This is a genomic window from Chromobacterium aquaticum, assembly GCF_021129195.1.
GTDB lineage: Bacteria > Pseudomonadota > Gammaproteobacteria > Burkholderiales > Chromobacteriaceae > Chromobacterium > Chromobacterium aquaticum.
Window position 1 is genome coordinate 1 of record NZ_JAJOHW010000049.1, and the last position, 13,096, is coordinate 13,096.

Annotated in this window: 6 protein-coding genes; 4 read left to right on the forward strand and 2 right to left on the reverse strand. The window is 65.5% G+C overall.

What is annotated here, in order from left to right; genetic code table 11:
• From LQT98_RS08390 to LQT98_RS08405, 4 genes are all read left to right on the forward strand, one after another.
• Positions 1-651, forward strand: a 651-nt coding sequence (locus tag LQT98_RS08390) for a LytR/AlgR family response regulator transcription factor (protein ID WP_231461908.1), incomplete at its 5' end; no start/stop codon positions are given.
• 220 nt (positions 652-871) lie between these two features.
• Entirely contained in the window at positions 872-7,903 is a 7,032-nt protein-coding gene (locus LQT98_RS08395) for a PAS domain S-box protein (RefSeq protein ID WP_269325977.1), read from the forward strand.
• A 177-nt stretch (positions 7,904-8,080) separates the two neighbouring features.
• Entirely contained in the window at positions 8,081-9,145 is a 1,065-nt protein-coding gene (locus LQT98_RS08400) for a beta-N-acetylglucosaminidase domain-containing protein (RefSeq protein ID WP_231461910.1), read from the forward strand.
• A gap of 149 nt (positions 9,146-9,294) precedes the next feature.
• Entirely contained in the window at positions 9,295-9,708 is a 414-nt protein-coding gene (locus LQT98_RS08405; RefSeq protein ID WP_048407895.1) for a hypothetical protein, read from the forward strand.
• Between the two features lie 151 nt (positions 9,709-9,859).
• On the opposite strand, the gene LQT98_RS08410 is transcribed toward LQT98_RS08405, so the two are convergent.
• Together LQT98_RS08410 and LQT98_RS08415 are read right to left on the reverse strand one after the other, a co-directional pair.
• Entirely contained in the window at positions 9,860-10,294 is a 435-nt protein-coding gene (locus LQT98_RS08410; RefSeq protein ID WP_231461912.1) for a hypothetical protein, read from the reverse strand.
• 437 nt (positions 10,295-10,731) lie between these two features.
• A partial coding sequence (locus tag LQT98_RS08415) for a sensor domain-containing protein (protein WP_231461913.1) occupies positions 10,732-13,096 on the reverse strand: 2,365 nt, incomplete at its 5' end.

The window sequence follows — 13,096 nt, forward strand, 5'->3', positions numbered from 1 at the left end:
GCCGCGCTGTGGCCGGAGCTGGACGTGGCGGCGGTGCTGGGCGACGGCGTGGCGGCGCTGGCCGCGATCAACCGGCTGCGGCCGGATTTCGCCTTTCTCGACATCCGCATGCCTGGTCTCAGCGGCGTGCAGGTGGCGCAGGGCGTGGCCGGCACGCGGGTGGTCTTCGTCACCGCTTACGACGCGTTCGCGCTGCAGGCCTTTGACGCCGCCGCCGCAGATTACCTGCTCAAGCCGCTGGACGAGGCGCGTCTGCTCAAGTGCATCGCGCGGCTGCAACAGACCCATGGCGCGCCGCCGCCGGCTCCGCCCGCGCTCGCGACGCCGCGGCTGCACTGGATCACCGCCGGCCTCGGCGACAGCAAGCGGCTGATCGCCGCCGGCGAGGTGGTGTATTTCAAGGCCAGGGACAAATACACCGAGGTGGTGACCGTGGAGGAAAGCCATCTGATCCGCATGTCGCTGCGCGAGCTGGCGGCGCGGCTGGACCCGGACGGCTTCGCCCAGATCCACCGCGGTCTGATCGTCAATCTCGCCCAAGTGCTGTCGATAGAGCTGGACCTGCTCGGCCGCTGCAGCCTGCGGCTTAAATCGCGGCCGGAAACGCTGCCCTTGAGCCGCGGCTACGCGCAGCGCTTCAAGGCGATGTGAGGGAGTGATCGGTTTGTCCGGGCTGGGCGCGTGGTCTATCGTGAGAGCAGAAAACCTGTTCTAAAGTCTGCCGCGCGTCATGAGACCTTGCACGGCGAGTTCCGCTGAGAAATGCCCATGTGCCGAATGCGCATGCCGCTTTCCCGGCCGTTTTCGCCGCTTGTCGGATCGTGGATAGCGTCCGATCACACCGCGGCAGCTCCCGAGACGAGGCCGATAATTGATTGATCCCAAACCAGGCAGACGGCGCCTCCAGGCTCTCTTCGCCGCTCCGTACCGCCGCATCGGGCTGAGCGTCCTGATACCCCTGTTGGCGCTGTCGCTGCAATGGCCGTTATGGGACTGGATGCGGCCCTATGCCTGGTTCCTGTTCTATCCGGCGGTGTTTTTGTCCGCGGCGTTGGGCGGGCTGGAGGGCGGCTTGATCGCCACCGCGCTGTCGGTGTTCATCGTCTGGTATTTATTCATCCCGCCGCAATGGAGCTTTGCCATTACCAAGCCGGCGGACGCGGTGTCCATCGCCATGTTCTCCCTGTGCGGCGTCATGCTGAGCCTGTTCAGCCAAGGCCTGATCAGCCGCCGCTCCCGCGTGGCCGAGGACGAGCTGACGCGCCAGCAAGCCTTGCTGCGCGCCATCATCGACAACTCCACCGCCATCATCTTCGTCAAGGACGACGCAGGGCATTATCTGCTGACCAATCAACGTTACCCGGAATTGTTCCATCTCGACGCCGACGCCATGCGCGGCCTGCGCGACGAAGACCTGTTCCCGGCGGAGGTGGCGGCCAATCTGCGCCGCGCCGACCAGGAAGTGATACGCAGCGGCCAGGCGCGCGAATACGAGGAAACCGTGCCGCTGAGCGATGGGACGCATACCTATCTGGTGCTCAAGTTCCCCTTGCTCGATGCCCATGGCCAGGTTTACGCGGTATGCGGCATTGCTTCCGACATCAGCGCGCGCAAGCAGGTGGAAGCGGAGCAGGGGCAGCGCGAAGAACTGCTGCGGGAAATGAGCGCGATTGCCCAAGTGGGCGGCTGGTGGTTCGATCCGGCCAGCGGCAACGGCGGCTGGACCTCGGAAGTGGCGCGTATTCACGACCTGCCGGTCGACGCGCCCGTCAATACCCGGCTGGGGCTGGGTTTTTTCCATGGTGAAGACCGGCGGCGCATCGAAACGGCGGTGCGCCGGGTGGTGACCGACGCGGAACCCTATGACCTGGAACTGCAACTGATCAGCGCCAGCGGCCGCCGCAAATGGGTGCGCACCTCCGGGCGGCCGGTGCTGGAAAACGGCCGGGTGGTGTCGGTGCGCGGCGCGATGCAGGACATCTCCGACCGCAAGGCGATGGAGAACGCCTTGCAGGAAAGCGAGGAAAGGTTGCAGCTGTTCATCGAACACGCGCCGGCGGCGCTGGCGATGTTCGATTGGGGCATGCGCTATCTGGCGGCCAGCCGCCGCTGGCTGGAGGATTACCGGCTGGATGGCGCCATCATCGGCCGCTGCCATTACGATGTGTTTCCGGAAATCCCTGAATCCTGGCGGCTCGTGCATCGCCGCGCGCTGGATGGCGAGGTGATCCGCCAGGAAGAAGAGCGCTTTGCGCGTCAGGACGGCTCCGTCCAGTGGCTGTGCTGGGAAGTGCGGCCTTGGCATGGCCGCGATGGCGCCATCGGCGGCATCGTCATCTTCACCGAGGACATCACCGCGCGCAAATTGATGGAAGAAGACCGCCATCGGCTGGCGGAGGCCTTGGATCAGTCGGCGCAGCCGGTGGTGATGACGGACGCGGCCAGGCGCATTCTCTACGTCAACGCCGCTTTCGGCGAACTGATGGGCTATCCGCTGGACGAATTGGTCGGCTCCTCGATCGCCCGCTTCATCCCGGACGATCCATCGCGGCGGGAAGAAAGAGCGCGGCTGGAGCAGCAGGTGATAGAGCAGGGCCGTTGGACCGGAGAACTGGTGCGCGTCGCCAGCGACGGCGAAGTGATACCGGTCTACGCTTCCATCACCGCGATGCATGACTTGTCCGGAATCTTCTGCGGCTTCTTCGGCACCTACAACGATTTGCGGCCGCTGCGCGAGAAAACCCGGGAACTGGCCAGCGCCGAAGCGCGCTATCGCCGCGTGTTGGACCACGCCGCCGACGCGGTGCTGGTGGCCGATGCCGATGGCCGCTACCAGTACGTCAATCTGCAGGCCTGCCAGCTGCTGGGCTATGAGGAAGCGGAAATTCTGGGACGACGGGTCGGCGAGTTCAGCGCCGAAGCGCGGTCGGCGGATTCCAGGGCGCTGTTCCAGCGGCTGCTGTCCAATGAGCAATTGAGCGCCGAAATGCTGCTGCGGCGCAAGGACGGTAGCGAAGTGCCGGTGGAGGTGAACGCGATCCGGCTACCGGACGGCAGCATTTACGGCGCCTTCCGCGATATCACGCTGCGGCGGCAGGCGGCGGAGCGGATCCGCCAGCTGTCGATGGCGGTGGAGCAAAGCCCGGAATGCATCGTCATCACCGATCTGGACGCCCGGATCGAGTACGTCAACGAGGCCTTCGTCCGCAATACCGGCTATAGCCGCGACGAAGTGATAGGGCGCACGCCGGACCTGCTCCAGTCCGGCAATACGCCGCGGCAGACCTTTGTCGAGTTATGGGCGGCGCTGCGGGCCGGCAAGCCGTGGAAGGGCGAACTCTATAATCGGCGCAAGGACGGCAGCGAATACGTGGACTTCGCCCATATCGCGCCGATCCGCCAGCCGGATGGCCGGATCAGCCATTATCTGTCGCTGCAGGAGGACATCAGCGAGAAAAAACAGCTGGGGCGGGAATTGGACCTCTATCGTCATCACCTGGAAGACATGGTGGCGACGCGCACCGCCGAGGTGCGCGCCACCAGCGCCAAACTGCAGATCACCCAGTTCGCGATGGACAGCGTGGGCATCGGCATTCACTGGCTGGACGCGGCCAGCGGGCGGCTGATCTACGTCAACCGCTACGCGGCGGAACTGCTGGGCTATGGCGTGGAAGACATGCTGCGCCTGCATGTGTCGGACATCGATCCCAAGCTCACGCCGCAGGCCTATGCCGACATGATGCAGACGCTGCGCGGCCAGCGCCACGCCCAGTTTGAAACCTGGCAGCGCACCCGCGACGGCAACTCGGTGGCGGTGGAAATGACCTGCTACTACCTGCCGGGCGAATCCGAAGAGCCGGAAAAGATCATTGCTTTTGTCACCGACATCACCCGGCGCAAGGACACCGAACAGGCGCTGGTGCGCGCCAAGGAAGCGGCGGAAACCGCCAATGTGGCCAAGAGCGCCTTCGTTGCCAATATGAGCCATGAGATCCGCACGCCGCTGAACGCCATCATCGGCTTCACCCATTTGCTGATGCGCGCCCAGCCGCGGCCGGAGCAGCAGAGCAAACTGGAAAAAGTATTGGTGGCCAGTGGCCATCTGCTCACCATCATCAACGACATCCTGGACCTGTCCAAGATCGAGGCCGGCAAGCTGGCGCTGGAACAGACCGATTTCTCCATCGGCATGCTGTTCGACCATGTTCGCTCGCTGATCGGCGAATCGGCCCAGGCCAAGGGGCTGCGCGTGGAAGTGGATTGCGCCGCCGTGCCGGCATGGCTGCGCGGCGATCCCACGCGCTTGCGTCAATCGCTGCTCAATTACGCCGGCAACGCGGTCAAGTTCACCGAACAGGGCACGGTGACGCTGCGGGCCCGCCTGCTGGGCCAGCAGGGCGAGAAGCGGCAACTGCGTTTCGAAGTGGAAGACACCGGCATCGGCATCCCGGCCGCCAAGCTGTCCGGCCTGTTCCAGGCCTTCCAGCAAGCGGACGACTCCACCACGCGCCGCTACGGCGGCACCGGGCTGGGGCTGGCGATCACCCAGCGGCTGGCGGCGCTGATGGGCGGAGAAGTCGGCGTGGACAGCCGGGAGGGCCAGGGCAGCACCTTCTGGTTCACCGCCTGGCTGGAACTGGGTGAAAAGCATGTGGCCGCGGCGGCGGAAGAGGCGAGCGAGACGGAAGCGCAACTGCGCCGCCGCGCCGCCGCCAAGGTGCTGGTGGTGGAAGACGACGCCATCAACCAGGAAGTGGCGCTGTGGATGTTGGGCAGCGTTGGCCTGAAGGCGGACCTGGCGCGCAATGGCCGCGAGGCGGTGGAGAGCGTCGCCGCCACCCGCTACGACCTGATCCTGATGGATGTGCAGATGCCGGAGATGGACGGCCTGGAAGCAACGCGCCTGATCCGCGAGCTGCCGGGGCGGCGGGACACTCCGGTGCTGGCGATGACCGCCAACGCTTTCGATGAAGATCGCAAGCATTGTCTGGCGGCGGGGATGAACGACTTCGTCGCCAAGCCGGTGGATCCGGAACAGTTGTTCGGCATGCTGCTGAAATGGCTGCCGATGCCGGAGAACGGCGCGTATCCGCTCGAACCGTCGTTGCCGCCTGGCGCGGCGCGGCGCGCCCTGCTGATGGCGCTGCCAGGGCTGGACCTGGAAGCGGGCCTGCGCATGGTGGGCGATCTGACGCGGCTGGAGCGGCTGCTGCATAAATTCGTGCCGGCGCATCAACAGGACATGGCGCGGCTGGAACAATTGCTGGCGGCGGGCGAACTGGACGAAGGCCGGCACATCGCCCACGCGCTCAAGGGCGCGGCGGGCTCACTGGGCCTGACTCGCGCCCAGGCGGAGGCCGCCGCGCTGGAGGCCGCCCTGCGGCTGGGCCAGTCGGGGCCGGAACTGGCCGCCTTGATCCAGTCCCTGGACCATGGCCTGAAACAGCTGGGCGCAGCGCTGGAAGCGCTGCCCAAGGCCGAGACGGTGGCGGCCGAACCCGACGGCGAGGCGCCGCCGGATGCGCCGACGGTACTGGTGGTGGATGACAATCCGGAAGTGCTGCAAGTGGTGAGCGAGATGTTGAGCCCGCGCTACCGGGTGAGCACGGCCGCTGCCAGCCAGCGCGGCCTGCTGACGGCGACGCAGCAGCCGCCCGACCTTATCCTGCTCGACGTGATGATGCCGGAACTGGACGGCTACGGCGTGCTGCGCGCGCTGCGCGGCCAGGCCGCCACCTGTGAAGTGCCGGTAATCTTCCTGACCGCGCTGGACGCGCCCGGCGACGAGGAGAAAGGACTGGAACTGGGCGCGGTCGACTACATCGCCAAGCCCATACGGCCATCCCTGTTGCTGGCGCGGGTGCAAGCCCAATTGGAATTGAAGGCGGCGCGCGATGCATTGCGCCATCAGAACGCCAGGCTGGAAGCGGAAGTGGCGCGGCGGATGGCGGAAAACGAGCTAATCCTCAACTCCGCGGCGGAAGGCATTTTCGGCATCGATATCGATGGCGTCATCCGCTTCATCAACCCCGCCGCCGCCGCGATGCTGGGTTACCACGAAACAGAACTGCTGGGCCGAGACGCCGGCGCCTGTCTCAGCGTGGCGGACGAGACGGCGGATGGCCCGCTGCGCGCGATGCTGCGTTCCGGCCAGGAAGCACGAGCTTGCGAGGACGCGTTCCGGCACAAGGACGGCAGCGCGCTGCCGGTGGAATTCTCCGCCGTGCCCATGCATAGCGGCGGCCTGCAACTGGGGGCGGTGGTGTCCTTCACCGACATCCGCGAACGCCAGCGCTACATCCAGCAATTGGAGCGGCAGTCCAATTTCGACGAATTGACCGGGCTGCCCAACCGCAACCTGCTGCGCGATCGGCTAAGCCAGGCGTTGCGCAGCTGCCGGCGGGAACAACACCGGCTGGAAGTGCTGGCGCTCAATCTCAATCGCTTCAAAGGCATCAACGACACCCTGGGCCGCGAAGCCGGCGACGACTTGCTGCGCCAACTGGCGCAGCGGCTGGAAGGCATTGCCAAGGCGGACACGCTGGCGCGGCTGGGCGGAGATGAATTCATCCTGTTCAGCCAGGGCGAGATGGCCGGCGCCGCGTTGGCCCAGGCGGTGCTGAAGCTGCTGGCCGAGCCGTTCGAAGCCGCGGGGCGGGAAGTGTTTCTGTCCGGCAGCATCGGCATAGCAGTCTTCCCCAAGGATGGGCGCAACGGCGACGACCTGCTGCGCAACGCGCTGGCGGCGGTTTACCAGGCCAAGGGCGTGGGCGGTTACGGCGTGCGCTATTACGCGGCGGAAATGAACGCGCGCTCGCTGGAATTGCTGGAACTGGAGAACGACTTGCGCCGCGGGCTGACGCGAGACGAACTGGTGCTGCACTTCCAGCCCCAGGTTAAGCTGCACGGCGGCGAGCTGTTCGGCTGCGAGGCGCTGGTGCGCTGGCAGCACCCGCGCCATGGGCTGCTGCTGCCTGCCGAATTCATTCCGCTGGCGGAAGCCAGCGGGCTGATCGTGCCGCTGGGCGAATGGGTGCTACGCGCCGCCTGCGCGCAGGCCAAGGCCTGGCAGGACGCCGGGCTGCCGCCGGTGACGATGTCGGTGAACGTGTCCGCTCATCAGTTCGCGGCGATGGATGTGTGCGAACTGACGCGCAGGGTGCTGGTGGACACCGGGCTGGCGCCGGAATGGCTGGAACTGGAGCTGACCGAAAGCGCGATGATGGCCGACTCGGAAGCCTTTGTGCGCGCCACCCAGCAGTTGAAGGCACTGGGCATCATGCTGACCATAGACGACTTTGGCACCGGCTTCTCCTCGCTCAGCTATCTCAAGCGCCTGTCGCTGGACCGCTTGAAGATAGACCAATCCTTTGTCCGCGACCTGGATTGCGATCCGAACAGCGCCTCCATCGCCACCGCCATCCTGTCGCTGGCGCGCGGCTTGAAGCTGGCGGTGATCGCCGAGGGCGTAGAAACCGAAGCGCAGGCGGCGTTTTTGCGCGGGCGCGGCTGCGACGAAATGCAGGGTTTCTATTTCAGCCGGCCGCAGCCGGCGCCGGCCTTCGCCCAAATCTTGCGCGAAGGCCGGCGGCTGGACTGCGGCGACGAAGCGACCGCCGCGTCCAAGCTGGTGTTGCTGGGTGAGCCGAGCGCGATCCAGGCCGCGTTGGCCGGCACGCTGGAACGCGACGGCTGCCAGGTGCTGGCCGCCAGCAGCGAAAGCGAGGCGCTGGCCTGGCTGGTGCGCCAGGATGCCGGCGCGGTGATCGCCGACATCCGCTCCGCGCAGATGGATGGCCTGGCCTTCCTGGACCGGGTCCGCGCCCAACACCCACATTGCGTGCGCATCGTGCTGACCGATCGCGCCGCGACGCCGGACGAGGCGGATCCGACGCGGCGCTAGCATTGCCAGCAATGGCATAAGCCGGTCAGATTTCCGGTGGAAATGCAACTTGGCGCGCAATTTTGAGTCAATCATCAGGCTAAAGTCATCATTTCTCGATGGTTGACGACCGCGCTTGGCCGTCAACCGGGCGCGGCGGGCCGGCGCCGGCGCGTCCAAGACGCTGAAGGTTTTTCCATGAACATTCCTCTGGGCATCATCGAAGGTTTTTACGGCAAACCCTGGAGCTGGGCGCAGCGGGCGCGCGTCGCCGCCATGCTGTCGGCGCACGGCTATCGCTTCTACCTGTACGCGCCCAAGGCGGACGCTTATCTGCGCCGCCAGTGGCAGCAGGACTATCCGCCGGAATGGGAGGCGCAACTCAGCGAGTTCGCCGCCCACTGTCAGCATCACAGCGTCAGCTTCGGCATCGGGCTCAGCCCCTACCAGGCTTATCTGAATTTCGACGACGAGGCCAAGCGCGCGCTGACGCGCAAGCTGACCCAGCTGCAGCGGCTGGGCATGCGCCAACTGGCCATCCTGTTCGACGATATGCGCGGCGACCTGCCCGACCTGGCCGAACGCCAGGCCGAGATCGTCGCCTGGGTCAGCCAGCGCTGCGAAGTGGAACGGCTGCTGGTCTGTCCCAGCTATTACTCCAGCGATCCGGTGCTGGACCGGGTGTTCGGCCAGCGTCCGGCCGGCTATCTGCAGCAACTGGGCCAGTGGCTGGCGCCGGACATCGACATCTTCTGGACCGGCGAGGAAGTCTGCTCCCGTGAAATCTCCCCCGGCCACCTGCTGCAAGTGGGCAAATGGCTGGGCCGCAAGCCGGTGCTGTGGGACAACTACCCGGTGAACGACGGCGCGCGCATGTCGCAATACCTGCATCTGCGCGGCTTCACCGGGCGGCCGGTGGCCAATGCCGAACTGCTGGCCGCGCATGGGGTGAACCCGGCGCTGCAAGCGGAACTCAGCCTGATTCCGGCGCTGACGCTAGCGGACAGCTACCGCTTGGGGCCGCGTTATCAATACGGCGCCTCGATGCGCCGCGCCGCGCAGGCGGTGGCCGGCGAGGCGCTGGCCGACATGCTGTGGCACGATCTGCTGGCCTTGCAGGACATCGGCCTGGACCGCTTGGGCGAGCGCGCGGCCGAGCTGCGCGGCCGCTATGCGGCGCTGGAACACCCCTGCGCGCGCGAAGTGGTGGCCTGGCTGGATGGCGAGTATCGGATCAGCGAGCTTGAGGTGCAAACTCAGTAATGGCTACGCAGCGTTACATGCCTTTACAACTGACCCACAGACGGGGCCGTCCGGCGCGCCTAGGATACGCAGCAAGGAAACACCAAACTTGGCGTCACGGCAGCACAGAGCAGACGGACGCCCCCCTGACCCGACTGGAGAATGTCATCATGAAAAAACTGAGCCTGATCGCCCTGTCCGCCGTTTTCGCCCTGAGCTCCGCCGCCGGTTTCGCCGCCGAAGCCGCCAAGCCCGCTTCCGCGCCGGCCGCCAAGACCGCGCCGGCCGCCAAGAAAGCTCCGCACAAGGCAATGAAGAAGCACGCTTCCGGCGCCGCGCAGAAAGCCCAGGCCGCCAAGTCCGAGGCTTCCGCCCCGGCCAAGGCCGCCAAGAAAGCGGCTCCGCACAAGAAGCACGCGGTGAAGAAAACCCACAAGCAAGCCGCGTCCGCTCCGGCGCAAAAAGCCCAGGCCGCCAAGGCCGAAGCCTCCGCTCCGGCCAAGGCCGCGAAGAAGCCGGCGCAGCACAAGAAGCACGCGGTGAAGAAGTCTCACAAGAAGGCCGCGGCTTCCGCAGCCAAATAAACCGGAACAGTTAAGCCGGAAACGGTTAAACTGGATAACGGATAAGCAGGAAACAGTCAGCCGGATCACGGTCCGGCTGAACCAAAGAGGACGCGCACAGCGCGGCCCAAACGGGGACGAAGGGAGGCGATGCCTCCCTTTTTTGCGTTTATCAGTGCCGCCGTTGCGCGCGGCGCGCCTCCAGCCATGTGCGCAGGGTCTGCGCATCGTGCAACTGGTGCTGGCAGTCGAGATGACGATAAACCCGGACCCGGCGCGCGCCCAGCCACAGCATATGCTCCAGGTAGTTGAAGAAGCCGATCCAGTGGCCGCGCTGGCTGAGGTCGCTGAAGTCGATGTCGCGGGCGATGCGGCTGAGCAGGCCGGAGCCGACGTATTCCGGGTTGTCCTTCAACCATTGCAGCAGATGGGCGGCGCATTCTCGGCCATAAGCGCGGGCAAGCGCGTGGTTTTCCGAGGCGGCGGGCATTTGCCAGTAATGAGGGTAGTCGCGGGAAGGCAGATAGCGGACGAAGGGGAGCAGGGCTTCCTGTTGTTCGCGGGCGGCCAGTTTGTAACGGCGGCGTGAGGGGAGGGTGTAAGACATGGTGTTTCTCCTGCTGTGACACAAGATAAACCACCTGCCGGGTGAGGCTGAGGTATGAGGCAGGCGCGTGGCAGGATTGGCGTACCGGAAACGATAAAACCGGCGAGCGCATAGCACTCTCCCACCACGAGCCTGCCCGTCAGGGCACTGCTATGGTGCGCGGCTGTCGGATCACAGCCGCTTTTTTATCGTTTAACGAGACGCCAATCCCGTGTGCCGCATGTGGGCGGCAACGTGGGGATTGTTGCCGAGAGCGGGAATGGGGTCAAGGTAACGCGGCGGCTTTAGCCGTAAGAGCCTGTTTACGCTCTGCTGCGCGTTGTGAGACATCACACGGTGAGTACGCCTTCGAAATGCTCATGTACCGCTTGTACATTCCGCTTTCTCAGCCATTTTCGCCTTGTCTCGCCTTAGCTCGCGAGATCGTAAACAGGTTCTTAGCCCGTGGCCGGCGTGGCGGTGGGCGCCTGGACGGTATTGAGCAGCGGCGCGCGCGGATCGAGGCGGTCCTGCCAGAAACGGCGTTCCAGCTCCGCCGCCGGCAGCGGCTTGCAGAACAGATAGCCTTGCAGGGTATCGCAGAACATATAGGTCAGCGCCGTGGCCTGCTCGTCGGTTTCCACGCCTTCCGCCACCACCTTGAGTTGCAGCGAATGAGCCAGCGCGATGATGGCCCCGGTCAGCGTCATCGCGTCCTGATCGTCCAGCATCGCGCGGACGAAGGACTGGTCGATCTTCAATTCCTGGGTGGGCAGCTTGGCCAGATAGGACAGCGAGGAATAACCGGTGCCGAAATCGTCGATGGCGATGCCCACTTGCATATCGCGGATGCGGCGCAGCGTTTCGCCGCAGGTGTCCAGATTGTCCAGCACCACGGTTTCGGTGATTTCGATGTCTATGCCCGGCACCGCGGCGCCTTGGCTCAGCGCGCGCCGCAGTTGATCGGCGAAATCCACTTGCCGCAATTGCAGCGGCGACACGTTGACCGCGATGCGCGGCGCCGGGTAGCCGGCTTCCAGCCAACGGCGATGATCGCGCGCCGCTTGTGCCAGCGCCCAGGCGCCCACTTCCAGGATCAGGCCGGTTTCCTCCAGCAGCGGGATGAATTGCGCCGGCGACACCAGGCCCCGTTCCGGGCTTTGCCAGCGCAGCAGCGCTTCCACGCCGACGATCTGCCGCGATACCGCGTCCACCTTGGGTTGGTAGTAGAGCACGAATTCCTTGTGTTCCAGCGCCAGGCGCAGCCGGTTTTCCAGCTCCAGCGTCACCGCGGCGCGCTCGCTCATTTCCTGGCGATAGAACAGGTAGCGCTCATTGGTGTTCTGCGCCAGCTTGAGCGCGGCTTCGGCGTTTTCCAGCAGGCTTTCCGCGTCGGCGCCGTCTTCCGGGTAGGTGGCGATGCCGAATTTGGCCGATACGCGCAATTGCTTGTCCAGGATGGCGATGGGCTGGATCACGCAGCGCTCCTGCAATTGCATCACCTGGCGCGCGATGTCTTCCTCGCTCTTGACCTCGGGGAAGATCAGCGCGAAGCGGTCTATCTTGACGCAGGCCAGCAGCCGGGCTTCCTCGGTGAAGGATTCCAGCCGCGCCGCCAGCAGGCGCAGCACTTGGTCGCCGGCCCAGCGGCCGTAGACATCGTTGATGGACTTGAAGTGCTCGATGTCGAGGAAGACCACCGCCAGGCGTCGCTGCTCGTGATGGTTGGCGCTGATCTGCTGCGCCAGGCGCTCGTGGAATAGGCTGCGGTTGGCCAGGCCCGGCAGCGGCAGCGGCAGGCAGGCCAGCGAACGGATGCCTTGCGCCAGCAATTGTTCACACGTCAGGTTGGGCAGCGGCGCGCCCAATTGATTGCAGACGATGTTGCCGCCGCTGGCGATGGCGGTGGCCGACACTTGCAGCAGCCCGTCGGGGTCCGGCGCCGGCTCGGTCTGGCCGTGCAGCGCGGCGAGGCGATGCTGTTCGTCGTCTTGTTCCAGCAGGCTGATCCAGGCCAGTTTGAACGCGCCGCTGTCCACGGCGATGCGGCAGGCCTCGCGGAACAGCTCCTGGCGTTCATGGCAGCGCACGATCAGCATATTGATGCCGCTGAGGATGGCGTAGACGCGGTTCAGCCTTTCTATGCGTTGGCGCAGCAGCGAATGCTGCAGGGTGATGGCCAGCTGCTGGGCGAAGGCGCGCGCGATTTCCTGGTGTTCGAAGCCATTGTTGGCCACGGTCAGGAACGCCAGGTTCAGCGAGCCCAGCAATTGACCTTCCGCCATCAGCGGCAGCCGCAGATAGGCGCGCACGCCGTGGCTGCGCAGCCATTTGACCAGCGCCGGTGGCTGCGTCAGCGTGGTGATGTCATGGATGCTGCTGGGCTGGCCGCGCTTGAGCAGTTCCAGATCGTTGAGGCCGTAGCTGGAGAAGGGGAAGCGGCTGTCGGGCGGGATTTCGTCCTTGGCCTCGCATTCCAGCGCCAGGAACACGGTTTCCTCGCGCCGCCAGTCGAACATCGTCGCCGATGCGCCCCAGAACGGCACCAGCTGCGCCAGCATGCGCAGCGCTTCCTGCGCGGTCTGTTGCGGGCTGGCGGCGGAAAGCAGGGTCAGTCCCATGTCGCGCAGCGATTCCAGTTGCTGAGTATGGCGTTGCAGCGCCTGTTCGGTTTTCAGGCGCTCGCTGATATCGCGCATGATGGCGGTGTAATACTTGCGACCGGCCACTTCCAGCTGCGACACCGAGGCCTCGGCGCTGAATTCGCTGCCATCGGCGCGGCGGCCGCGCACGCCGCCGGCCGGCGCCAGGCTGCGGCTGACC